This is a genomic window from Streptomyces sp. SN-593 (genome assembly GCF_016756395.1).
Classification (GTDB): Bacteria; Actinomycetota; Actinomycetes; order Streptomycetales; family Streptomycetaceae; genus Actinacidiphila; species Actinacidiphila reveromycinica.
On record NZ_AP018365.1, the window covers coordinates 3,451,611 to 3,474,546 of the forward strand.

Consider the following 22,936-nt stretch of genomic DNA (forward strand, 5'->3'; position numbering starts at 1 on the left):
CTCAGCGGTTGTCGGCGTGCCGCTGCCGGGTCAGGCGCCAGCGGTTGACGGTGGTCGGGGCGGCCCGCAGGGCGCGGGGGTCGTCGAGGAGGGCGTTGAGGTGCTGGAAGAAGGCGGTCGGGGAGATGCCGAGCCGCTCGCGGATCGCCCGGTCCCGCGGGCCGGGACCGCTCCAGGTCCGCCCCGCGAGGTCCAGCACCGCCAGGTCGCGCGCGGACAGCCCGCCGGGAGCCTCCCGCGCGGACGCGCCGGAACCGCCGTCCGCGCCCGCGCCGCCCCCGCGCGCCTCCACGTCCCCGCGCGCCTCCGCGCCCGCGCCCGCTTCCCCGTCCGCGCCCTCGGCCACGTCCGCCGCTCCCTACCGCTGCCGCTGCCGCTACTGCGCCTCGGACGTCAGCCCCTGGCCGTCCTGCGTCTCCGCGTAGTTCTGCAACTGCGACAGTACGGTCTTCGGGTCGCTGTGCACCGCGGTGCCGATGACCTTCTTCATGCGGTCGTCGACGGTCGTCCAGGAGGTCTTGTCCACCGGGTAGAAGACCGCCTCCGGCAGCAGGTTGAGGAACTGCACCAGGTCGGCGTCGCGCTTCTCGCCCTGCATGACCTCGGACGCGGTGGTGGTCACCGGCAGCAGGCCGTACTCGTCGAGGAACTTGACGGTGTTCTTGGTCTGGTAGACGTACTGGAGGAACGCGCGGTCGGCGTCGAGGTTGCCGTTCTTCTTGAAGGCCATCGCCCAGTCGGCGACGCCCAGGGTGTCCTGGTCCGGGCCGTCCTTGCCGGGCAGCGCCGTCACTCCGACGTCGATGCCGTGCGCGCGGGCCTGCGCCAGCAGTGTCGGGTGGCCGTTGATCATGCCCGCCTTGCCGGCCAGGAAGTCGTCGAAGACGTCCTGCCGGTTGGTCGTGGCGGGGTCCTTCGGGCCGACCAGCTTCGCGTCGACGAGGTTCGTCTTGACCCACTTGAGGGCGTCGACGTTCTCGGAGGAGTCGAAGGTGTAGTTGCCGACCGAGTCGGTGATGCCGCCGTTGGCGCCGAGCATCCACATCAGCGACTCCGCCTGCGACTCCTCCGGGCCGAGCGGCAGGCCGTAGGGGACCTGGACGCCGTCCTCCTTGAGCAGTTTCGCGTCGGCGGCGAGGTCGGCCCAGGTCTTGGGCGCCTGGTAGATGCCCGCGTGCTTGAAGAGGTCCTTGTTGTAGAAGAACATCCGGGAGCTGGACGCCCACGGCAGGCCGTACTGGGTGCGGTTGACCGATCCGGCCTGGGCCAGCGAGCTGATGAAGTCGGCCTGCTCGCTCACCGTGAAGAGCTGGTCGGCGCTGTAGAGCTGGCCCTTGGCGGCGTAGTCGGCGTAGGAGCCCATCTGCGCGATGTCCGGCGGGTTGCCGGCCTTGACCATGGCGGCGACCTTGTCGTCCACGTCGGTCCAGCTCAGCACCTGCACGTCGACCTTGATCTTCGGGTTCAGCTTCTCGAAGTCGTGCACGATGCCGTTCCAGTACACGAGCGAGCTGTTGTCGGTCTTCGCGTCTCCGTAGTCCGCCGCCACCAGGTGCAGCGTCACGTCCTTGCTCTGGGCCGTGGAGCCGCCGCAGGCGCTGACACCCGTCAGGGCCAGCGCGGAAGTGAGGCCGGCCGCGAGGCCGAGGAGTCGTCGCCGCTGCACTGTTCCTACCACCCTTGGGACTTCGGAAGGATCGGGACGCGGGCGGGGGCCACCCGCCGGGGCCACCGCGAGAGGCCGGGCCCCCGGGAAAGTGCCGAGTCTTCCCCATATCTTCAGCCAAGGTCTACACCATGGGTGATAACGCTTCGACGGCGGGCCCCGCGCCGCCCCCGCCGCCGGCCCCACGTGTCGCTTCCGCCACTCCCCGCTGACCTGCCCGGCCATATGCATCTTTCCTTAAGTTCGATCTTCCGGGCCGAGTGGACTAGACCTCTACCGGGGTAAGACGCGAGACTGGGCTCGTGAGACATGTCATCGCCCTCGACGTGGGCGGCACCGGGATGAAGGCGGCGCTGGTCGCCGAGGACGGCACGCTGCTGCACCAGGACCGCCGTCCGACCGGCCGCGAGCGCGGCCCGCAGGCCGTGGTGGCCGCGATCCTGGACTTCGCCGCCGACCTGCGCGACCACGGCCGCTCCGCGTACGGCGAGGCCGCCGTGGCCGCCGGCGTGGTGGTGCCCGGCATCGTGGACGCCGAGGCGGGCCTCGCCGTCTACGCAGCCAACCTCGGCTGGCAGGACCTCCCGCTGCGCGACCTGCTCTCGAAGCGGCTCGACGGGGTGCCCGTGGCGCTCAACCACGACGTGCGCGCCGGCGGCCTGGCCGAGGGCCGGATCGGCGCGGGCAACGGCGCCGACCGCTTCCTCTTCCTGCCGCTGGGCACCGGTATCGCGGGCGCCATCGGCATCGAGGGCCGGATCGAGGCCGGCGCGCACGGCTACGCCGGTGAGATCGGCCACATCGTGGTCCGCCCCGGCGGCCGGGAGTGCGGCTGCGGGCAGCGCGGCTGCCTGGAGGCGTACGCCTCGGCGGGCGCGGTCTCCCGCAGTTGGGCGGACGCCAGCGGCGACCCGTCCGCCGACGCCGCCGCCTGCGCGCAGGCGGTCGAGGCCGGCGACCCGGCGGCGGCCGCGGTGTGGCGGGAGGCGATCGACGCGCTCGCCGACGGCCTGGTCACCGGGCTGACCCTGCTCGACCCCCGGGTGCTGATCGTCGGCGGCGGCCTCGCCGAGGCCGGGGACACCCTCTTCGGCCCGTTGCGGGCGGCCGTCGAGGCGCGCATCACCTTCCAGAAACTCCCGCTCATCGTCCCCGCCGCGCTGGGTGACACCGCCGGCTGCCTGGGCGCGGGCCTGCTCGCCTGGGACCTGATCTCCGTGGAGGTATCCCCCTGATGGCCCCCGTAACGACAACGCAGCGCACCGTGCTGGCGGGCGCCCGCGTGGTGCTGCCGTCCGGCGTGGTGGAAAGCGGCCGGGTCACCGTGGACGGCTCCCGGATCACCGCCGGCGACCCGGCCGAGCCGGTCACCCACGACCTGGCCGGCCGCGGCTACACCGTCGTGCCCGGGTTCGTGGACCTCCACAACCACGGCGGCGGCGGCGCCTCCTTCACCTCCGGCACCGCCGAGGACGTCCTCACCGCGGTGCGCACCCACCGCGCGCACGGCACCACCACGGTGGTCGCGTCCACCGTCACCGAGAACCTCGACGCCCTCGCCCGGCAGGCCGCGCTGCTGTCCGAACTCGTCGAGCAGGGCGACCTGGCCGGCATCCACTACGAGGGACCGTTCATCTCGCCGTGCCGCAAGGGCGCCCACGACGAGACGCTGCTGCGCGACCCCGACCCGGCGACCGTGCGCAAGCTGGTGGAGGCCGGCCGCGGCGCCGCGCGCATGGTCACGCTCGCCACCGAACTGCCCGGCGGCATCGAGTCGGTGCGCCTGCTCGCCGACCTCGGCGTGATCGCCGCGATCGGCCACACCGACGCCGGCTACGCGCAGACCCGCGAGGCGATCGACGCGGGGGCGACCGTGGCGACCCACCTGTTCAACGCGATGCCGCCGCTGCTGCACCGCGAGCCCGGGCCGATCGCGGCGCTGCTGGAGGACGAGCGGATCACCGTCGAGCTGATCAACGACGGCACCCACCTGCACCCGTCGGTGCTCGAACTCGCCTTCGGCAGCGCGGGCGCCGCCCGGGTCGCACTGATCACCGACGCGATGGACGCCGCCGGATTCGGCGACGGGCTCTACGACCTCGGGCCGCTGAAGGTCGAGGTGCTCCAGGGCGTGGCGCGACTGGTGGAGGGCAACTCGATCGCCGGGTCGACGCTGACGCTGGACACCGCCTTCAAGCGCGCGGTCACCGTGGACGGGATCGCGCTCACCGACGTGGTGCAGGCGATCTCGGCCAACCCCGCCCGGCTGCTGGGCCGGTCGGACCGGATCGGCTCGCTGGAGCCCGGCAAGGACGCGGACCTGGTGGTGCTGGACGCGGCGTACGACCTGGTGGGCGTGATGCGCCGGGGCGAGTGGGTGGTCGAGCCGCCCGCGGCGCCGTCCGGCGCGGACGCCGCCACCGCCGGTACCGGCGCGTCCGGTCCGGCGAGCGTGCGGAGCGGCGAGCGTGCGTAACGGCGGCCCCTCGGGCGGCGGTGCCCCGTCCGGCCGCGCCTCCCGCGGCCGTCCCCCGGGCGGCCCCGCCGGCCCGACCCGTCGCGGAGCCCGCGCTACCGCCGGTACGGCCGCCCGTACGGCCCGCCGGAGCCGACGAATCTGCCATGTCCGCGGAAAAGCGGCCGTCCCGGTCTGGGCCGGGCGCCGTCGGTTTGCCAAAATCAACAGGTGATCATCACCGTCACGCTCAACAGCGCCCTGGATGTGACCTACCGGGTCCCGTCGCTGATACCGCACGCCACCCACCGGGTGACGGAGACGGTGGAGCGGCCGGGCGGCAAGGGTCTCAACGTCGCCCGCGTGCTGGCCGCGCTCGGCCACCGCGCCACCGTCACCGGCTTCGCCGGCGGCCCGGCCGGCGACGAGCTGCGCCGCGGGCTGGCCGCGGTGCCGCACGCGGAGCGGCTCACCGACGCCCTGGTACCGGTCGCCGGCACCACCCGGCGCACGGTCGGCGTGGTGGACGCGGCCACCGGCGACACCACGATGTTCAACGAGCCGGGACCGACCGTCGATCCGGCCGAGTGGGCGGCCTTCCTCGACGTCTACCGCGGGCTGCTGGCCGGTCCCGACGCCGAGGCCGTCGCGCTGTGCGGCAGCCTGCCGCCCGGGCTGCCGGTCGGGGCGTACGCCGAGCTGGTCCGGGAGGCGCGCGCGGCGGGCGTCTACGTGCTGCTCGACACCAGCGGGGAGCCGCTGCGCCGGGGGCTCGCCGCCCGGCCGGACCTGATCAAGCCCAACGCGGCCGAGCTGACCGGACTGACCGGCTTCTCCGAGCCCGCCCGCGCGGCCCATGACGCCAGGCGGCGCGGTGCCCGCGGGGTGGCCGCCTCACTCGGCGCCGACGGGATGCTCGCCGTGACCGAGGAGGGCGCCTGGCGGGCGCTGCCCCCGGGCCGGCTGGCCGGCAACCCGACCGGCGCCGGTGACTCGGCGGTCGCCGGGCTGCTCTCCGGCCACGTGGAGGGGCTGGCCTGGCCGCGCCGGCTGGCCCGCGCGGTCGCGCTGTCTGCGGCCACGGTCCTCGCACCGGCCGCCGGCGAGTACGACCGGGCCGGCTACGAGGAACTGCTGCCGAAGGTGGAGGTCGTCCCCGCGGGATGAGCCGCCGTCCCCGCGGGGCGCGCCCGGGCGCCTACTGCGTGACCTGGCCCTCCTTGAGCCACACCTGGTCGAGGTTCACGCCGCAGTTGCTGTTGGCCGGGGTGCACGACATCGTCAGGACGTTGGCGCCCTTCTTGAGGTCGACGTAGTTGAAGGTCGTCATGTTCCACGCCTTCGCCCAGTCGGTGGCGTTGCCGTAGTTCTTGAGGTTCACCGGGTCGGTGCGCGGCGTGCCGTTGACCCCGAGGGTGAGGGTGGCGTCGGCGGCGGCGTTCGCGTAGCTGACGAAGAACGTGTACCTGTCGTCCTTCGGCACGACCACGGTCCAGCTCACCGTGGCGCCCTGGTTGCCCATGTTGTCGACGTAGGTGCCGCCCGAGGCGTTCGCGCCCGGGTGCTCGGTGCTGGTCGCGGCGCCGCCGCCGAGCTGGAGCGTGGAGACGTCGACCTTCTTGGAGTCGAAGTCGGTCGGGGTCGCGGACGGCGAGGAGGACTGGGTCGGCGCGCTGCTCGTGGTGGCCGCGCCGGTCGGCTTGTCGTCGGCCTGCTGCTTGCCGTCGCCCGAGCTGTTCGTCATCGCGAAGGCGATCCCGATCGCCACCGCGGCGACCACGGCGACGGCCGCGATCAGCAGCCCCCTGCGGTTCGCCCCGGAGCCCCCCGGCCCGCCCGAACCGCCCCTGCGGCCCCCGGGCGGGGCCTGCTGCCCGTCGTACGGCGGCTGGCCCGGCTGCGGCTGGCCCTGCGCCTGCGGGTACTGCGACGTCGGGCCGGCGTACTGGCCGTTGTACTGCTGCCGGCCCTGGTCGTACCCGTGCGGCGCCTGGGGCGGGTAGCCGTAGCCGCCACCGCCCTGCTGCTGGGGCGGGGCCTGCGGCGGGTAGCCGTAGCCACCGCCGCCCTGCTGCTGGGGCGGGTAGCCGTAGCCGCCCGCGGCCGGGCGGCGCTCGCCGACCCGCTGCACCTGGTGGTAGGAGGTGCGGGGCACGCCCGGCTGACCGGGCGCCGGCTGGCCGCCGGCCGGGTCCGGCTGGTCGCCGCCCTCCGACCGGTAGAGATACGCGAACGGGTCGTCGTTCTCCGGCGTGCCGTCGTTTCCGGCAGTCATCCGCTGTCCACTCCCTCGCACTGTGGTATGCCAGGCACCTTACCGGCCTCGGACGACACACCTCCCACGCTCTTCGACGCGTGGGCAGGTCGGTAAGGTTCCCCTGTGAGCAGCGCCACGGGTTCCGGCCGTCCCGAACCGGCCCCAGGCCCCGGCCCCGCCCGCGGCCGCGCGCCGGAGTGGCTGCCGTGGCAGGAAGCGATGGAGCGGGCGCTGTACGGCCCCGGCGGGTTCTTCCGCCGGGAGCGGCCCGCCGACCACTTCCGCACCTCCGTCCACGCGTCGCCGCTGTTCGCGGGCGCCGTGGCGCGGCTGCTGGGCCGGGTGGACACGGCGCTCGGGCACCCCTCGCGGCTGGACTTCGTCGACATGGCGGCGGGTGCGGGGGAGCTCGCCGCCGGGGTGCTGGCCACGCTGCCGCCGGCGCTGGCGGCCCGCCTTCGCGTGCACGCCGTCGAGCGGGCCGCCCGGCCGGCCGGTCTGGACGCCCGCGTCGCCTGGCGCGCCGAGCCGCCCGAGGGCGCGCGGGGCCTGCTGTTCGCCAACGAGTGGTTGGACAACGTTCCGCTGCCCGTCGCCGTCCCGTCACCCGGCGGCCGCCCCCGGTACGTGGAGGTCCGGCGGGCGGACGGCGCGGAGCGGCCGGGCGCCGAGGTGACGGACGAGGACGCGCGGTGGCTGGAGCGGTGGTGGCCGCTGGGCGCGGACGCGCCCGCCGACCGCCGGGCGGAGATCGGCCGCACGCGCGCGGACGCGTGGCGGGGGGCCGCGGGCACGCTCGCCGCGGGCCTGGCGGTGGCGGTGGACTACGGCCACCTCGCCGCGGCCCGCCCGCCGCTGGGCACCCTCACCGGCTACCGCGACGGCCGCCAGGCCGTCCCCGTGCCGGACGGCTCGATGGACCTGACCGCCCACGTGGCGATGGACGCGCTCCCGGGCACCCTCACCACGCAGCGGGCCGCGCTGCACGCGCTCGGGGTGCACGGCGGCCGTCCCCCGCTCGCCCTGGCCGCCCGGGACGCGTCCGCCTACCTGCGCGCGCTGGCCACGGCCACGGAGGCGGCCGAACTGACCGCCACGGGCGGCCTCGGCGACTTCCTCTGGCTGGCCACCCCCGCCGGCCCCGCCTGCGCCGCCCTCCTCGACCCCGCGCCCTGATCCGCGCCCTGATCCGCGCCTTGGTCCGCGCGCTGGTCCGCCCACCCGGTACCGGCGGCCGGGAGCCCTGAGAGGATGGGGGCATGACGGAGACGACGGTCGGGGTCGGTGGGGCCGCCGAGAGCACGGACATGGTGCTCAACATCGGGCCGCAGCACCCTTCGACGCATGGTGTGCTGCGGTTGCGGCTCGTGTTGGACGGGGAGCGGATCAGGTCCGCGGAGCCGATCGTCGGGTACATGCACCGCGGCGCGGAGAAGCTGTTCGAGGCGCGGGACTACCGGCAGATCATCATGCTGGCCAACCGGCACGACTGGCTGTCGGCCTTCTCCAACGAGCTGGGCGTGGTGCTGGCGGTCGAGCGGATGCTCGGCATGGATGTCCCCGACCGCGCGGTGTGGACCCGGACGCTGCTGGCCGAGCTGAACCGGGTGCTCAACCACCTGATGTTCCTCGGCTCCTACCCGCTGGAGCTGGGCGGGATCACGCCGATCTTCTACGCGTTCACCGAGCGCGAGGAGTTGCAGCACGTGATGGAGGAGGTCTCCGGCGGCCGGATGCACTACATGTTCAACCGGGTCGGCGGCCTCAAGGAGGACCTGCCGAACGGCTGGACCGGGCGGGCCCGCGCGGCCGTCGCCGGGGTGCGGGCCCGCATGGACCGCTTCGACGACCTGGTGCTCGGCAACGAGATCTTCCGCGGCCGCACCCGCGGCGTGGGGGTGCTGTCGCCGGCCGACGTGCACGCGTACGGCGTGAGCGGGCCGATCGCCCGCGCCTCGGGCGTCGACTTCGACCTGCGGCGGGACGAACCGTACCTCGCGTACGGGGAACTGGGCGGCGCCCTGGAGGTCGTCACCCGCACCGAGGGCGACTGCCTGGCCCGGTTCGAGGTGCTGCTGGCGCAGACCCACAACGCGCTGGCGCTCGCCGACGCGTGCCTGGACCGGCTCGCCGAACTGCCGCCCGGCCCGGTCAACCAGCGCCTGCCGAAGGTCCTCAAGGCACCCGAGGGCCACACCTACGCCTGGACCGAGAACCCGCTCGGCCTGAACGGCTACTACCTGGTGTCCAAGGGCGAGAAGACGCCGTACCGGCTGAAGCTGCGCTCCGCGTCGTTCAACAACATCCAGGCGCTGAACGTGCTGCTGCCCGGCACGCTCGTGGCCGACATGGTCGCGATCCTCGGCTCGATGTTCTTCGTGGTCGGCGACATCGACAAGTAAGCCCCCGCGGCCCCCGCCCGGCCGCGCCGGGTGGGGGCCGCGGGGGCCGTCGGCGTCCGCGCCGCCGTCAGCGCGCGGCGCCCCGCAGGTCGCTGACGTCGAGCTGCTCGGTGTCGTCGTGGGCGGTGAGGTCGATCACCTCGGCGGCGGCCGGCTCGTGGTCGGGGGTGGCGGCCGGCGCGGCGCCGGGCTCCGCCGGCCGCTGCGGCGCGGACGCCTGCTGGGGAATCCGCGCGGTGGCGGCGGACGTCCCGGCGGACGCCTCCTGCGGCGCGGACGGGACGGGCCGCCCGGACGGGACGGTCCGGGGCTCCTCCGGCGCGGCGGCGGGCGCCTCCGGCAGCGACTTGTGGGTGCCGAAGAAGTCGAACCCGCCGACCGATCGGTGCCCCTGGCCCGCTGCCGAGCGGTTCTGGCGCCCGTACGGCAGCACGGCCGCGGCGGCGGCCGCGGGCACCAGCCGGTGCTCGCGCACCGGCAGCGTCGGCGCCCCCGAGGCGTGCCGGCCCTGCGGCTCGTCGGCGGCGGCCGCGTCCCGGCGCCGCGCGTCCTCGACGGTGCGCTGCGCCTGCTGCGTGGCGGCGTTCCGGGCCAGGTGGCGCAGCGCCTCGGCGGCCCGGAGGTAGGCGGCCGGGCCGATCCCGGGTGCTCCGGTGCCCAGCGCGATCCGGGGCGCGGCCGCCCCGTCGCGCTGGAGCCGGCGGCGGGCCTCCAGGGCCCGGGCCCGCTCGCTCTCCGCGGTGGCGTACCGCCGCAGCAGTTCGGCGTGCTCGGAGCGCAGCCGGGCCAGCTCCGCCCGCTTGCCGCGCAGCTTCTTCTCCAGCCGGCGGCGGATCTCCCTGGACTCCTCCAGGTCGGTCTCCAGCTCGGCCGCCTTCTCCTCGGTGTGCCACTCCTCCCGGGTGCGCTGCGCGGTCAGCTCCGCGACCTCGCGCCCGGCGGCGCGGTCCCAGGTCCGCGCGAGGAGCGCCCCAGCCACCGCCACGACCGCGATCGCGACCGCGAGCCCCCGCAGCAGCCACGTATCACCGGCGAGGAGCGTGACGGCGGCCAGCACGGCCGCGGTGCCTGCGACGGTCAGCGGCGGCATCATCCGGTGCAGCGGCTGGGAATGGCGGTGACGTCCACGGGGCATGACCGAAATTTAGCGTGCGCCGGGCTCCCGTGGGGGCTCGGGGCCCATATTTTCGGGGGGTTTGGCCGCACCGCCGGGCGCGGACGTCACCCAGGGAGCCCGCGGGGGAACCCTGGGTGATCCGGGGCGGAATCGATCTTGGTCACCCGGTGCCCCAGGCGTCCGGGACCGTCGGGCGCCCGTCCGGCGGGGTGACCGGCAGGCCCGCCGCGCGCCACGCCTGGAAGCCGCCGACGAGGTCGGTCGCGCGGTGGAGCCCCAGGTCCTTCAGCGAGGCGGCGGCCAGCGACGAGGCGTAGCCCTCGTTGCAGAACACGACGACCGGGATGTCGTGGCCGGTGGCCTGCGGAAGGCGGTGCGAGCCCTGGGGGTCGAGCCGCCACTCCAGTTCGTTGCGCTCCACGATGACCGCGCCGGGCACGGTGCCGTCGCGATCGCGCAGCGCGCCGTACCGGATGTCCACCAGCAGCGCGCCGCCGTCGCGGGCGGCCGCGGCGGCCTCGGCCGGGGTGAGCCGGACCAGCCGCTCCCGTACGACGGCCAGATGGTCGTCTATCGAGCGCGGCTGCCCGGACACCGCCGTCACCACGCCTCGGGGCGCTCGACGTACTCCAGCCGCAGCGTGCTGTCCTTGCGGCTGTAGCGGCGCATCAGCGGCAGCGGCGGGTAGTAGGCGTGCACGGAGACCGCGTGGGTGGTCCCGGAGGCGTTCACCACCTGGTGGACGTGCTCGCGGCCGAACGCGCGGCCCTTGCCCTCGGGCAGCACCCGGCGCCGGTCCACGCCCTCGGCGAGCTCCAGCGACCGCCAGCCCTCGGTGGGCAGCGGCACCGCGAGCGAGTGCTCGGTCAGCTCGCCGGCGGCGGTGACGAAGACGCCGTACGAGCCGCCGTGGTCGTGCCAGCCGGTCTCGGCCCCGGGCGGCCAGCCGATCAGCCACGCCTCGGCGCCGCCGGGGCCTTCGAGCCGCCGCCAGGTGCGGCCCTCCGCGTCCAGCGGGAGGTCGGCGACGACTTCGGGGTCGGCGGCGATCGAGCGGGCGAAGGCGAGGAGTTCGGCGGCGGTGGGCGCCTGGGACGCCGGGGCGGGCGCCTCGGCGGCAGCGGTGGAGGTCTCGGGGGAAACAGCGGGAACCGTGGACACGGGGTACCACCCGGAGGGAGGAATGCGCGGACGACGCGCGGGCGAACGGTGGGCCGGGGGCGCGCTTCAGCGCGCGGCCGTACACACGCAGCCCGCGTACCGGAGGAGGTCGAGATGGACCCTCCGGTGCAGAAGCAGGCGCGTACCGTTCACGGGACGGACTGAACCACCTCCGGCCGCGCTGGTCAAGTGCGCGTCTCAGCGCGTGCGCTGCGCCGGCGCCCCGCGGTGGCGGTCCTCGTCGTCCGGGAGCCTGCACACGCGTTCCAGGAACAGCGCCGCGGCGACCACCGCGATCCCGGCCAGCACCGCGAGGCCGGCGTACAGGGCCTGCTCCCGCCGGGGGTCCATGTCGAGCTTGTACATGACCAGGAAGACGCCGGTACCGCCGTACATGCCGACCACGAGCGAGGCGACGAGCGCGCTGGCCTGTCCGAAGACCACCGCGCGGGCGGCGGCGAGCGGATCGACGCCCTTCGCGCCGGGCTGCCGCTCGCGCTGGGCGCGCAGCCGTGACCTTATCGACAGCGCGGTGGCGAAGAGCGCGACGGCGATCAGCGCGAGCACGACCGGGGCGGCCAGCGGCACCCCGGGCAGCGTGCCGAAGGTGTCCCACAGCTTCGCCGCGGCCCACGACAGCACACCCGCGACCACGAAGATGCCGGCCAGCGTCCTGATCCGCAGGGTCCTCACCGGGTGTCCGCCTCCACGTCTTCCCACACGTCCCGGTCCACGCGGCGCGCGTGCCCGTCGAACGTCTCGTCCACGTCGTACGCCGTGCGCGCGGCGCCGGCCTGGTGTCTCCCGCCGGCCTCGCCGGCGCGGGTCCGGATGGTCATTCGGGCGGTCACTCGGGCAGCCGCAGTTCCACGTCGCCGCGCCGGTGCACGCCGGCCCCGCCGACCTCGGCGAGCAGCTCGGCAACCGGGCCGCGGCCCGGCAGCACCGCGGCCGGCTCCACGTCGTGCCACGGCACCAGCACGAAGGCGCGCTCGTGGGCCCGCGGGTGCGGCAGCGTCAGCACCGGGTCGTCGCTGACGAGGGCGTCGTACGCCACGATGTCCACGTCGATGGTGCGCGGGCCCCAGCGCTCGGCGCGCACCCGCAGGTACGCCTCCTCGATGGCGTGGGCACGCTCCAGCAGGGCGGCCGGCGGGAGGGTGGTGCGCACCACCACGACCGCGTTGAAGTACGCCGGCTGGCTGCCCTCGGGCACGCCCCACGGCTCGGTCTCGTAGACAGGGGAGACCTCCGTGACCCGCACCCCCGGGGTGTCCTCCAGCGCGTCCACGGCGCCCTGGAGGGTCTCCAGGCGGTTGCCGAGGTTGCCGCCGAGGGCGATCACCGCGGTGCGCGGGTTCTGGAGCGTGCTGTCGGCCGCGTCCACGCGGGCCGTCACCTCGGCGGGCACCGGCTGCACGGTCGGATCGGCCGCGCCGGCCCCGGCGTCGGGGACGTGCCCGGTGCCGTACTCGGACTTCTCCGTGCTCACGGGCGCCTCCGGGTGATCGTCACGGCCACGTCGTCGAACGGGACGGAGACGGGTGCTTCCGGCTTGTGCACGGTCACCTCCACCTCCTCGACCTCCGCATGCCCCAGGCAGGTGTCCGCGATGCGCTGGGCGAGGGTCTCGATCAGGTCGACCGGCTCGCCGGAGACGACGGCCGCGACCTGTTCGGCCAGCACACCGTAGTGCACGGTACGCGTGAGGTCGTCGCCGGCCGCCGCGGGGGCGGTGTCGAGGCCGAGGGAGAGGTCGACGACGAAGGTCTGGCCCTCCTCGCGCTCGTGCGCGAACACCCCGTGGTGGCCGCGGACGGCGAGCCCGCGCAGTGTGATCCGGTCCACGTCGCCTCAGCGCTCCTTCGTGCCGTCGTCGTCCCGGCCGCCGTCGTCGTCGGAGCCGCCGTGGTCGCCGTCGCCGCGGTCGTCCCCGTCCTCGTCCTCGTCCTCGTCACCGCCGGGACCGTCGTCCTCGCCGCCCGTGCCGTCCTCGCCGGACCCGTCAGGTCCGTCGGGCGCGTCAGGTCCGTCGGGCGCGTCAGGTCCGTCGTCCTCGTCAGCCTTCGCGGCCTCCAGCACCTCGCCCAGGACGTCCTCTATGGCGGCGTCCACGGCCTCGGCGGACACGTCGGCTTCCTCGTCGTCGTCATCCTCCTCCGCGAGCACCGGTGAGCCGTGGTGGGCCCAGAGCTGCCAGCCCTCGGCGGTGCGCCGGAACACGTTCGTGGCGACCACCAGGCCGCCGACCAGGGCGCCCGCGGAGCCGTCCTCCTCGGCGGGGCCGCCGGTGAGGATGTTCTCGGTGCAGGTGACCACCGCCGCGTCGCCGTCGACCGCGACCTCCACGTCGGTGAGGAAGAACTGGATGTACTCGGTGTTCGCCATGATCAGCGCGTACGACCGCATCACCTCGCGCCGCCCGCGCAGCACCGGCCAGCCGGGGTGCACGGTCGAGACGGACTCGGCGAGCGGACCGGTCAGCACGACCGCCTCCAACTCGTCGAGGTTGGAGTGCTCGATCGCGTCGTAGAACGCCTGGTTGGCCCGCTCGACCGCGCGACCCTCCGCGGTACGACTCGTCACGCCTGTCCCTTCGGGGTCGGGGCGGCCGCGCCGGAACCGGCGGCCTCGGCGGAACCGGCGGCCTCGATGGCGCGGGCCACCCGCACCGCGTCCGCGCTCGCCCGCACCTCGTGCACCCGCACCGCCCACGCGCCCTCGCGCGCGGCGATCGCGGTGACCGCGGCGGTCGCGGCGTCCCGCTCCCTGGCCGGTGGCGGCGCCGAGGACTCCGCGCCGGCCAGCACCCGGCCGAGGAACCGCTTGCGGGACGCGGCGACCAGCAACGGGCGCCCCAGCGCGGCCAGTTCGGGCAGGTGCGCGAGCAGGGCGAGGTCGTGCTCGGCGGTCTTGGCGAAGCCCAGGCCCGGGTCGACCACGATCCGCTCGGGCGCCACGCCGCCGTCGATCGCCCGGGCCAGCCCGGTCCGCAGCTCGGCGAGCACCTCGCCGAGCACGTCGCCGTAGACCGCGCGGTTGTTCATGTCGATGCTGCGGCCGCGCCAGTGCATCACCACGAACGGCACCTCGGCCGACGCGACCACCGGGACCATCGCCGGGTCGGCCAGCCCGCCGCTGACGTCGTTGACCAGCCGGGCGCCGGCCTCGACCGCCTTCCCGGCGACGGACGCGCGCATCGTGTCCACGCTCACCAGCACCCCGCAGGCCGCCAGTTCCCGCACCACCGGGATCACCCGGCGCAGTTCCTCCGCCTCGTCCACCCGCGCGGCGCCGGGGCGGGTGGACTCCCCGCCCACGTCCACCAGGTCGGCGCCCTGCGCGACCAGGTCCAGGCCGTGCTTGACCGCGAGTTCCGGGTCGAACCACTGCCCGCCGTCGGAGAACGAGTCGGGCGTGACGTTCACCACGCCCATGACGGCGCAGCGGTCCCACCGCGGCAGTCCGACCGGTCCGCTCCGCGCCTGTGACGTACTCATGCGCCCAGCCTACGGGTCCGCTCCCCCGGCACCGGTCGTGCGCCGCCGCTACGCGACGAACCGGCGTTCCCGCGTGTCCTCCAGGCACGCGTACCCGGGGTTGTGGCGGTGGGCGGGTCGGGCCGCCCGCCCGGGCAGGAAGCGCTGGAGCACGTCCGGCAGCGGCAGCGACAGCGTGACGAACCCTTCCGCCTGCATGATCGCGAAGCCGATCCGCGGCAGGTCGCGCGAGTTGGGGAAGACCAGGAAGCGCGGCACCCACTCCGGCTGGAACTTCGCGTTGAACTTGTACAGCGACTCGATCTGGAACCAGCGGGACAGGAACACCAGCAGCCCGCGCCATCCGCGCAGCACCGGCCCCGCGCCGATCCGCTCGCCGCGGGCCAGCGCCGAGCGGAACATCGCGAAGTTCAGCGAGACCCGGGTGACGCCGAGGTCCGGCGCGCTCTGGAGCGCGGCCACGATGAGGAGTTCGTTGAGCCCGGGGTCCGCGGCCCGGTCGCGCCGCATCAGCTCCAGGGACATCCCGTCCGGGCCCCAGGGCACGAAGTGCAGCACCGCCCGCAGGTCGCCGAGTTCGGGGTGCGGCGCCTGCGGCTCGCGCTCCTTGTGGGCGGTGACGACCACGCAGTCCCCGTCGGCCTCCTCGCCGAACCGGCCCAGCGCCATGGAGAAGCCGCGCTCGGTGTCGGTGCCGCGCCAGGCGTCCGCGGCCAGCCGCACCCGCTGCTTCTCCTCCTCGTCCAGTTCGCGCACCCGCCGCACCCGGCAGGCGTAGCCGCTGCGCTCGATCCGCTTGACCATCTGCCGGACGTTCCGCATCGCCCGCCCGGACAGCGTGAAGTCCGCGGCGTCCACGATCGCCTCGTCGCCCAGTTCCAGGGCGTCCAGCCCGGTCTCGCGGGTCCACACCTCGCCGCCGGTCTCGCTGCACCCGACGACGGCCGGCAGCCAGGCGTGCGCGCGGGCGAGTTCCATGAAGCTGTCGATGGCGCCGGGCCACGCCTCCACGTCGCCGATCGGGTCGCCGCCGGCCAGCGCGACGCCGGAGACCACCCGGTAGCAGATCGCGGCCTTGCCGCTCGGCGAGAAGACCACGGACTTGTCGCGGCGCAGCGCGAAGTGCCCGAGCGAGTCGCGGGCGCCGTGCCGGGCCAGCAGGCCGCGCAGCCGCTGCTCCTCCTCCTCGCTCAGCTCGGCGACCGGGCGGGCCGGGCGCAGCACCAGGTAGACGGTGGAGCAGGCGATGAGCAGGCCGAGGCCGCCCAGCGAGTAGCCGACCACGTCGCCGACCCGGTCGCTGGTGTAGTGCACCGGGCCGGAGATGCCGAACAGGCCGTAGAGCACGTGCTGGCAGCGGGCGGCGAAGCCGGGGTTGCCGCGCTCGGAGGCGGGGTGGGCGCTGGTGATGACCAGGCCGAGGCAGAAGGCCAGCGTGCTCAGGCCCACCAGGTTCGCCAGGGCCCGCCAGCGGGTGCGCGGGTCGGACAGCGCCTGGAACTCGCCGCGGTACCTGACCAGCAGGGTGAGCAGGCCGAGCGAGACCAGGGCGCCGAAGATCGAGTGGCGGTAGAGGATCTGCGTGGCCGCGCCGATCGGCAGCAGCAGCACCGACGCCCACCAGGCGCGCTGCTTGCCGCGTTTGAGGCCGTGCGCCAGCATCAGCAGCAGGATGCCGGTGACCACCGAGGTGGCCGCCGCGAGCGAGCTGACGGTGCCGGGGAAGACCGCGGCCATCTCGTGCATCCGCCCGTTGCGGAAGGCGGGGAACACCGCGGAGACGACGTCGAGCAGACCTATCACGGCCGCCGCGGTGCCGAAGATCTTCGGTACGGACGAGGCGTGCGGCATCAGACGGTGGTGCGGCGTGCGGGCGCGGTCAGCGGACAAGGTGCTCACAGGTTCCGGAACGAGGGACGGTTGCGCCCACTAGGACGGAAACACCCGTCTACGGGTTGCGTCCGGGCGTTGTCAATCCGCGACGGCTCCGGGCCGGCCCGCCCCCGGCGCCGCCGGCGGGGGCGTCCGCCGGGCCGCTCCGCGGCGGGCGGCGGCGGGAAACGGAATCCGGCCGGAGCCCGGGCGGCGCCCGATCCGCGCCGGGTCCGCGCCGAGGCCGTGTCCGATCCGCGCGGGGCGGTGCCCGATCCGCTCCGGGCCGCTCCTGCTCGGCTCCCCGGTCAGCGTCCGATGATCAGGCTCATCGCCTCGGAACGCGTGGCGGGGTCCCTGAGCTGCCCGCGCACCGCCGACGTGAGGGTCTTGGCGCCGGGCTTGCGCACCCCGCGCATCGTCATGCACATGTGCTCGCACTCCACGACGACGATCACGCCGCGCGGCTCCAGTATCCGCATCATCGCGTCGGCGACCTGCGTGGTCAGCCGCTCCTGCACCTGCGGGCGCCGCGCGTACACGTCCACCAGGCGGGCCAGCTTGGACAGGCCGGTGATCTTCCCGTTGCTCGCCGGGATGTAGCCGATGTGGGCGACGCCGACGAAGGGCACCAGGTGGTGTTCGCAGGAGGACATCACCTCGATGTCCTTGACCAGCACCATCTCGTCGTGGCCGAGGTCGAAGGTGGTGGTGAGCACGTCCTCGGGCCGCTGCCACAGCCCGGCGAATATCTCCCGGTAGGCGCGGGCCACCCGGCCCGGGGTCTCGCGCAGCCCCTCGCGGTCGGGGTCCTCCCCGACGGCGTAGAGCAGTTCGCGGATCGCGGCCTCGGCCCGCTTCTCGTCGAACACGCCCGGCGTGTGGTCGCCGTCGAGCGTCACGGGGTCGGTCATGGGCCTCGCTCCTCTGGACGTCATCGCGGCAGGTGGGAAACACGGCCGCGGCCCCAAGGCTAGAACCCTGGGGCCGCGCGTCGCATTCCGGACAGTGTCCGAAACGGGATGGATCAGTGTGATGTTCAGCTCTCCGGACGGTCCTCCGGCAGGTCCACCGGCTCGGTGGGCTTGGTGGTGGAGACCGGCGAGGAGCCGTTCCCGTTGATCGCCTGGGCGCCGTTGGTGAGCGCCAGCTCCTTCGGGGAGAGCACCGGCGGCCGGGTGGACGGGGTGCGGCGGGCCGAACCGGTCCAGGCCGGACGGGCCGGGCGCTTGACCACCGGGGCGAAGATCTCGGCGATCTCCTCCTTGTTCAGCGTCTCCCGCTCCAGCAGCGCCAGCACGAGGTTGTCGAGCACGTCGCGGTTCTCGACGAGGATCTCCCACGCCTCGTTGTGCGCCGTCTCGATCAGCTTCTTGACCTCCTCGTCGACCAGCCCGGCGACCTCTTCCGAGTAGTCGCGCTGGTGACCCATCTCACGGCCGAGGAACGGCTCCGAGTCACTGGTGCCGAACTTGATCGCGCCGAGCCGCTCGGTCATGCCGTACTGCGTGACCATGGCGCGGGCGGTGTTGGTGGCCTTGTCGATGTCGTCCGAGGCGCCGGTGGTCGGGTCGTGGAAGACCAGTTCCTCCGCCGCCCGGCCGCCCATCATGTAGGCGAGCTGGTCGAGCATCTCGTTGCGCGACGTGGAGTACTTGTCCTCGTCGGGCAGCACCATGGTGTAGCCCAGGGCACGGCCGCGGGACAGGATGGTGATCTTGTGGACCGGGTCGGAGCTCGGCGAGGCCGCCGCGACCAGGGCGTGGCCGCCCTCGTGGTACGCGGTGGTCTTCTTCTCCTTGTCCGACATGATCCGGGTGCGCTTCTGGGGGCCGGCCACGACACGGTCGATGGCCTCGTCCAGCACGCTGTTGTCGATCACCTTCTTGTCGCTGCGCGCGGTGAGCAGCGCCGCCTCGTTGAGCACGTTGCTCAGGTCGGCACCGGTGAAGCCGGGGGTGCGGCGGGCGACGGCCATGAGGTCGACGTCCGGCGCGATCGGCTTGCCCTTCTGGTGCACGGTGAGGATCTCCAGCCGACCGTTGAGGTCCGGCGGGTCCACCGCGATCTGCCGGTCGAACCGGCCCGGGCGCAGCAGCGCCGGGTCGAGGATGTCCGGCCGGTTCGTCGCGGCGATGAGGATCACGCCGCCCTTGACGTCGAAGCCGTCCATCTCGACGAGCAACTGGTTGAGGGTCTGCTCGCGCTCGTCGTGGCCGCCGCCGAGGCCCGCGCCGCGGTGCCGGCCGACGGCGTCGATCTCGTCGACGAAGACGATCGCCGGGGCGTTCGCCTTGGCCTGCTCGAACAGGTCGCGGACCCGGGAGGCGCCGACGCCGACGAACATCTCGACGAAGTCGGAACCCGAGATCGAGTAGAACGGCACGCCCGCCTCGCCGGCCACCGCCCGCGCCAGCAGCGTCTTGCCGGTGCCGGGACGGCCGTAGAGCAGCACGCCCTTGGGGATCTTGGCGCCGACGGCCTGGAACTTCGCCGGCTCCTGCAGGAACTCCTTGATCTCCTGCAGTTCCTCCACCGCCTCGTCGCAGCCCGCGACGTCGGCGAAGGTGGTCTTGGGGGTGTCCTTGGTGATCAGCTTGGCCTTGGACTTCCCGAACTGCATGACGCGCGAACCGCCGCCCTGCATCTGGTTCATCAGGAAGAGGAAGACCACCACGATCAGGACGAAGGGCAGCAGCGACAGCAGGATGCTGACGAAGGCGTTCTGCTTGGACGGCGAGACGGTGTAGCCGTCGGGCAGTGCGACGCCCTTGACCTGTCCGTCCTGGATCTTCTGCAGGTTCGCGGCGATCGACGAGCCCTGGTTGCCGATGTAGCTGGCACGGACCTTCGAGCTGCCCTTGATCTTGTAGCCGTCCTTGAGCTGGACCTTGATGGAGTTGTCGTCCCCGGTGGTCAGCTGTGCGGAACTGGCGTGGTTGGTGTTGATCGCGTGCAGTACCTGGCCGGTGTCGACCGTCTTGTAGCCGCCGCCGGAACCGACGACTTCCATCAACACGACCACGGCAAGGACAGCCAGCACGATCCACATGACCGGCCCACGGAAATAGCGCTTCACGTCCATCCATGCGGGGCGTGACCGCCCCGTCCCTCCTGCCGCAGTGAGGCACAGCCGCTGGTGGGCGGCGTGTGCATCCGGTGTATGACCCGATCCTTCGGACGGTACCCCAGCATTGTGACCCGAGGTTGCCACCGACCGTTAACAATCCGGCTTTCCCCTGCTCCAACGGCGGGAAACCGACAGGGGTTCCCCGAGCCGCCGTGAGGGTGGTCTCAGCGTGCCTCAGCCGCCGTAGACGTGCGGTGCGAGGGTGCCGACGAACGGCAGGTTTCGGTACTTCTCGGAGTAGTCCAGGCCGTAGCCGACCACGAACTCGTTGGGGATGTCGAAGCCAGTGTATTTGACATCGATGCGTACCTTGGCCGCCTCGGGCTTGCGCAGCAGCGTGCAGACCTCCAGGGAGGCCGGGCCGCGCGAGCCGAGGTTGCTGATCAGCCAGGAGAGCGTCAGCCCGGAGTCGATGATGTCCTCGACGATCAGGACGTGCCGCCCGGCGATGTCGGTGTCCAGGTCCTTGAGGATGCGGACCACGCCGGAGGACTTGGTGCCGGCGCCGTAGGAGGACACCGCCATCCAGTCCATCGTCACGTTGCTGGACAGCGCCCTGGCCAGGTCCGCCATCACCATCACGGCACCCTTGAGGACGCCGACGATCAGCAGGTCCCTGCCCGCGTAGTCCCGGTCGATCTCGGCTGCCAGCTCCTGGAGCTTCGCGTCGATGTCTGCCTTGGCGATGAGCACCTTCTCAAGGTCGGCGCCCATGTCGGTCTCGTTCACTACGCGGTACGTCCTCAGGTCTGCGGCTCTACGACGGCGAGAACACCAGTCTGCCATCCGCCCTTCTGACGGCGACGCCCCCCGGCAGGTTGAGCGCTTTCTGGCCGCGCCACCCCGTGACCAGGCGGTCCACCTCCTCGATGTGCCGGGCGAAGAGGAAGCCGGGCGGGGACCCGGCGGCGACCGCGGCCCGGCGCAGCACCCGGCGCCGGACGGCCGCGGGCAGGCCGTGCAGCCGGGCCACGTCGAGGCTGCCGTCGTCGCCGGCGGCGTCGGCCTGCGCGTCGGCGGCCCACTGGTCGAGGGCGTCGGCGTCGTCGCGGGAGAGCTGGGCGGTGCGCGCGAGGGCCTGCACGACGCCCTTGCCGAGCGACTTCTCCAGCACCGGGAGCGCTTCGTGCCGCACCCGGGAGCGGGTGTAGGCGGGGTCGTGGTTGTGCGGGTCCTCCCACACGGTGATGCCCTGGGCGAGGCAGCCCTGCCGGACGGTGTCGCGGTCGAGCAGCAGGAACGGGCGGCGGTAGCGGCCGCCGGCGCCGGAGACCGCGGCCATGCCGGACAGCGAGCGGGTGCCCGAGCCGCGGGCGAGGCCCAGCAGCACCGTCTCGGCCTGGTCGTCCCGGGTGTGGCCGAGCAGCACCGCGGCGGCGCCGCGGCGCTCGGCGACGGCGTCCAGCGCGGCGTACCGCGCGTCGCGCGCGGCGGCCTCGGGGCCGACGCGGCGGCCGGTGCCGGTGCCGGCGGTGCCGACGTACGCCCCGCCGTGCGCGGGCGTGGCGGACTGGCGGCCGACGGTGACGCCGATCGCCTCGACCGGGTCGAGGCCGAGGGCGCGCAGCCGCTCCACGACCTCCTGGGCGCGGCGGTCCGAGCCGCTCTGCAGGCCGTGGTCGACGGTGACGGCGCCGGCGCGCACGCCGAGCCGGGGTGCTTCGAAGGCGAGGGCGGCGGCCAGCGCCATCGAGTCGGCGCCGCCGCTGCACGCGGCGAGGACGAGCGGGCCGGCGGCGTCCGCGGTGGCGGGGGACGGCGCGGTGGACACGTCGGCGGAGGCTGCGAGCACGTCGTGCAGGACGCGGCGGACCGCCAGGCGTATCGCCGCGACCGTGGGGTGGGGTCCCATGTCCGGTTCCCTCCTGGGGAGGCTGGGGTGGGCGGGCAGAGCGGCAGGCTCTGCGAGATGGGTTGACGCAGGGTGTTCAGATGGTGACAGAAGCCCGGGCATATCCCGAGCATCGCACGCGACACCCCACGCCAGCGGTCCCTCGGACGGGTGAACCCGGAGCGAAACAGGCGGCCGGACCGCCCATCGGGCGGCGGAACGGCCGGTACGGGTGGTGCGGGTGGTGTCGGGGCCGGGGCTCGCGGGGGCGCGCCCCGGGCTCGCGCGGATGCGGACGCGCCCGCACGCCCCGTGCGGGGTACGGCGCGGCCCCGCCGCGGTCAGCCGTCGGTGCGGCCGTGCACCCGCGCCACCCACTCCGCGGGTTTGGCGATCTCCGCCTTCGTGGGCAGCGTGTTGGGCGAGGTCCACACCCGGTTGAAGCCGTCCATGCCGACCTCCTTCACCACGCCGCGGACGAACCGCTCGCCGTCGCGGTACTGGCGCAGCTTCGCGTCCAGGCCGAGCAGCCGGCGCAGCGCCTGGTCGAGCCGCCCGGCGCCGCTGGCCCGGCGCTGCCCGAACTTCTCCCGGATCTCCGCGACGCTGGGCACCACGTCGGGGCCCACCCCGTCCATCACGTAGTCGGCGTGCCCTTCGAGCAGGGACATCACGGCGGTCAGCCGGGTCAGGATCTCCTTCTGCGTCGGGGTCTGCACCAGGTCGACGAGGCTGCGGCCGTCGTCCGCGCCGTCGGCGCCGGTGCCGCCCTCCTCGCGGTCCCTGCCGCCGCTGACGGCCTGCACCGCCTGCCGGACCCGCTCCACGACCGTGGAGGCGTCGAGTTCGGTCTCGCCCAGGAACGACTGGATCTCGCCCTCGATGTGGTCGCGCAGCCACGGCACCGCGGTGAACTGGGTGCGGTGGGTCTCCTCGTGGAGGCACACCCACAGCCGGAAGTCGTGCGGGTCGACGTCCAGCTCGCGTTCGACGTGCACGATGTTCGGGGCCACCAGCAGCAGGCGGCCGGCGCGGGACTCGCCGGGGCCCGGCCGCACCGGTCCCGCGGGCATGTCGCGCGAGGCGGGGGCGAAGGTCTCGTACTGGCCCAGCACCCGGGAGGACAGGAAGCTCAGCAGCATGCCGACCTCGACGCCGGTGACCTTGCCGCCGACGGTGCCCAGCACGACGCCGCCCGCGCCGCCGGGGCGGCGCGCCTGCATCTTGCCGAGCAGCGGCTTGAGGACCTCGCGGAAGCCGGCGACATTGGCGCGGACCCAGCCGGGGCGGTCCACGATGAGCACCGGGGTGCCGTGCGGCTTCGGGCCGTCCTCGCCGTACATCCGCGTGAACGCGCTGACGTGCTGCTCGGACGCCTCGGCGTGCGTGCGCAGCTCCGCGACGATCGCGCGGGCCTCGTCCCGGCTCACCTCGGGGCCGGGACGCGTCAGCCGCTGCGCGGTCGCCACGGCGAGGTTCCAGTCGACCATCTCGCTTCCACCGATGCTCGTCATACCTTCACCGTACGTTGCGAACCCCGGTTTC

Annotated in this window: 21 protein-coding genes and 2 pseudogenes; 5 read left to right on the forward strand and 18 right to left on the reverse strand. The window is 74.0% G+C overall.

Going from position 1 to position 22,936, the window contains the following annotated elements; translation table 11 throughout:
- Position 1: 1 nt before the first annotated feature.
- Complete coding sequence (locus RVR_RS14195; protein ID WP_237404733.1) at positions 2-346, reverse strand: DUF3263 domain-containing protein; 345 nt, start codon at positions 344-346, stop codon at positions 2-4.
- A gap of 30 nt (positions 347-376) precedes the next feature.
- Positions 377-1,666, reverse strand: coding sequence for an ABC transporter substrate-binding protein (locus tag RVR_RS14200; protein WP_202234204.1), 1,290 nt, complete (start codon positions 1,664-1,666; stop codon positions 377-379).
- 302 nt (positions 1,667-1,968) lie between these two features.
- Here RVR_RS14200 and RVR_RS14205 point away from each other — a divergent pair, with 302 nt between their 5' ends.
- The 3 genes and pseudogenes from RVR_RS14205 (at position 1,969) to RVR_RS14215 (ending at position 5,288) form a co-directional block, all read left to right on the forward strand.
- The gene (locus tag RVR_RS14205; protein WP_202234205.1) at positions 1,969-2,901 is read left to right on the forward strand and encodes an ROK family protein; all 933 of its coding nucleotides are present in this window, start codon (positions 1,969-1,971) and stop codon (positions 2,899-2,901) included.
- Positions 2,901-4,064 (forward strand): annotated as a pseudogene (gene nagA / locus RVR_RS14210) (N-acetylglucosamine-6-phosphate deacetylase); the annotation flags it as partial. The gene RVR_RS14205 and the pseudogene nagA, both read left to right, overlap by 1 nt.
- A 288-nt stretch (positions 4,065-4,352) precedes the next feature.
- A complete protein-coding gene (locus tag RVR_RS14215; protein ID WP_202234207.1) occupies positions 4,353-5,288 on the forward strand; it encodes a 1-phosphofructokinase family hexose kinase in 936 nt (311 codons plus the stop codon).
- A gap of 31 nt (positions 5,289-5,319) precedes the next feature.
- On the opposite strand, the gene RVR_RS14220 is transcribed toward RVR_RS14215, so the two are convergent.
- Positions 5,320-6,396: a carbohydrate-binding protein gene (locus RVR_RS14220; RefSeq protein WP_202234208.1), complete on the reverse strand. Its 1,077-nt coding sequence runs from the start codon at positions 6,394-6,396 to the stop codon at positions 5,320-5,322.
- Positions 6,397-6,597: 201 nt separating this feature from the next.
- Between RVR_RS14220 and RVR_RS14225 the strand changes: the two genes are divergently transcribed.
- Positions 6,598-7,554, forward strand: coding sequence for an SAM-dependent methyltransferase (locus tag RVR_RS14225; RefSeq protein WP_202238613.1), 957 nt, complete (start codon positions 6,598-6,600; stop codon positions 7,552-7,554).
- Between the two features lie 83 nt (positions 7,555-7,637).
- Complete coding sequence (locus tag RVR_RS14230; RefSeq protein WP_202234209.1) at positions 7,638-8,780, forward strand: NADH-quinone oxidoreductase subunit D; 1,143 nt, start codon at positions 7,638-7,640, stop codon at positions 8,778-8,780.
- A gap of 67 nt (positions 8,781-8,847) precedes the next feature.
- Here RVR_RS14230 and RVR_RS14235 read toward each other — a convergent pair whose 3' ends face one another.
- From RVR_RS14235 to RVR_RS14305, 15 genes and pseudogenes are all read right to left on the reverse strand, one after another.
- Entirely contained in the window at positions 8,848-9,915 is a 1,068-nt protein-coding gene (locus RVR_RS14235; RefSeq protein ID WP_202234210.1) for a hypothetical protein, read from the reverse strand.
- Positions 9,916-10,057: 142 nt separating this feature from the next.
- Positions 10,058-10,501 (reverse strand): rhodanese-like domain-containing protein, encoded by a 444-nt coding sequence (locus tag RVR_RS14240; protein WP_430393133.1) that lies wholly within the window; start codon positions 10,499-10,501, stop codon positions 10,058-10,060.
- Entirely contained in the window at positions 10,498-11,058 is a 561-nt protein-coding gene (locus RVR_RS14245; protein ID WP_202234211.1) for a cupin domain-containing protein, read from the reverse strand. Before RVR_RS14245 ends, RVR_RS14240 begins: the two co-directional genes overlap by 4 nt.
- Before the next feature lie 198 nt (positions 11,059-11,256).
- Positions 11,257-11,751, reverse strand: coding sequence for a DUF3180 domain-containing protein (locus RVR_RS14250; RefSeq protein WP_202234212.1), 495 nt, complete (start codon positions 11,749-11,751; stop codon positions 11,257-11,259).
- Positions 11,748-11,897, reverse strand: a complete 150-nt coding sequence (locus RVR_RS14255) for a hypothetical protein (protein WP_202234213.1) — start codon at positions 11,895-11,897, stop codon at positions 11,748-11,750. The genes RVR_RS14250 and RVR_RS14255 overlap by 4 nt, the downstream gene beginning before the upstream one ends.
- A gap of 8 nt (positions 11,898-11,905) precedes the next feature.
- Positions 11,906-12,550 carry a 2-amino-4-hydroxy-6-hydroxymethyldihydropteridine diphosphokinase gene (gene folK, locus RVR_RS14260; protein WP_202234214.1) on the reverse strand — a complete coding sequence of 215 codons (645 nt, stop codon included), beginning with the start codon at positions 12,548-12,550 and terminating at the stop codon, positions 11,906-11,908.
- The gene (gene folB / locus RVR_RS14265) at positions 12,547-12,906 is read right to left on the reverse strand and encodes a dihydroneopterin aldolase (RefSeq protein ID WP_202234215.1); all 360 of its coding nucleotides are present in this window, start codon (positions 12,904-12,906) and stop codon (positions 12,547-12,549) included. Before folB ends, folK begins: the two co-directional genes overlap by 4 nt.
- Before the next feature lie 285 nt (positions 12,907-13,191).
- A pseudogene (locus RVR_RS14270) lies at positions 13,192-13,644 on the reverse strand (nuclear transport factor 2 family protein); the annotation flags it as partial.
- On the reverse strand, positions 13,641-14,558 hold the full coding sequence (folP, locus tag RVR_RS14275; protein ID WP_202234216.1) for a dihydropteroate synthase: 918 nt from the start codon (positions 14,556-14,558) through the stop codon (positions 13,641-13,643). The gene folP and the pseudogene RVR_RS14270, both read right to left, overlap by 4 nt.
- 48 nt (positions 14,559-14,606) lie before the next feature.
- Entirely contained in the window at positions 14,607-16,409 is a 1,803-nt protein-coding gene (locus RVR_RS14280; RefSeq protein ID WP_202234217.1) for a phosphatidylglycerol lysyltransferase domain-containing protein, read from the reverse strand.
- 329 nt (positions 16,410-16,738) lie between these two features.
- Positions 16,739-17,344 carry a GTP cyclohydrolase I FolE gene (gene folE / locus RVR_RS14285; protein WP_202234218.1) on the reverse strand — a complete coding sequence of 202 codons (606 nt, stop codon included), beginning with the start codon at positions 17,342-17,344 and terminating at the stop codon, positions 16,739-16,741.
- Between the two features lie 125 nt (positions 17,345-17,469).
- Positions 17,470-19,515: an ATP-dependent zinc metalloprotease FtsH gene (gene ftsH / locus RVR_RS14290; protein WP_202234219.1), complete on the reverse strand. Its 2,046-nt coding sequence runs from the start codon at positions 19,513-19,515 to the stop codon at positions 17,470-17,472.
- A gap of 219 nt (positions 19,516-19,734) precedes the next feature.
- Entirely contained in the window at positions 19,735-20,289 is a 555-nt protein-coding gene (gene hpt, locus RVR_RS14295) for a hypoxanthine phosphoribosyltransferase (RefSeq protein WP_346731455.1), read from the reverse strand.
- 28 nt (positions 20,290-20,317) lie between these two features.
- Positions 20,318-21,412 (reverse strand): tRNA lysidine(34) synthetase TilS, encoded by a 1,095-nt coding sequence (gene tilS, locus RVR_RS14300; protein WP_202234220.1) that lies wholly within the window; start codon positions 21,410-21,412, stop codon positions 20,318-20,320.
- Between the two features lie 320 nt (positions 21,413-21,732).
- A complete protein-coding gene (locus tag RVR_RS14305; protein WP_202234221.1) occupies positions 21,733-22,905 on the reverse strand; it encodes a zinc-dependent metalloprotease in 1,173 nt (390 codons plus the stop codon).
- Positions 22,906-22,936: the final 31 nt, after the last annotated feature.

Coding starts and splice junctions, on each gene's coding strand:
- RVR_RS14255 (WP_202234213.1), bottom strand. CDS start 11,897: ATGACCATCCGGACCCGCGCCGGCGAGGCCGGCGGGAGACACCAGGCC.
- RVR_RS14235 (WP_202234210.1), bottom strand. CDS start 9,915: ATGCCCCGTGGACGTCACCGCCATTCCCAGCCGCTGCACCGGATGATG.
- folP (WP_202234216.1), bottom strand. CDS start 14,558: ATGAGTACGTCACAGGCGCGGAGCGGACCGGTCGGACTGCCGCGGTGG.
- tilS (WP_202234220.1), bottom strand. CDS start 21,412: ATGGGACCCCACCCCACGGTCGCGGCGATACGCCTGGCGGTCCGCCGC.
- RVR_RS14230 (WP_202234209.1), top strand. CDS start 7,638: ATGACGGAGACGACGGTCGGGGTCGGTGGGGCCGCCGAGAGCACGGAC.
- RVR_RS14305 (WP_202234221.1), bottom strand. CDS start 22,905: ATGACGAGCATCGGTGGAAGCGAGATGGTCGACTGGAACCTCGCCGTG.
- RVR_RS14225 (WP_202238613.1), top strand. CDS start 6,598: ATGGAGCGGGCGCTGTACGGCCCCGGCGGGTTCTTCCGCCGGGAGCGG.
- folE (WP_202234218.1), bottom strand. CDS start 17,344: ATGACCGACCCCGTGACGCTCGACGGCGACCACACGCCGGGCGTGTTC.
- RVR_RS14220 (WP_202234208.1), bottom strand. CDS start 6,396: ATGACTGCCGGAAACGACGGCACGCCGGAGAACGACGACCCGTTCGCG.
- ftsH (WP_202234219.1), bottom strand. CDS start 19,515: ATGGACGTGAAGCGCTATTTCCGTGGGCCGGTCATGTGGATCGTGCTG.
- RVR_RS14280 (WP_202234217.1), bottom strand. CDS start 16,409: ATGCCGCACGCCTCGTCCGTACCGAAGATCTTCGGCACCGCGGCGGCC.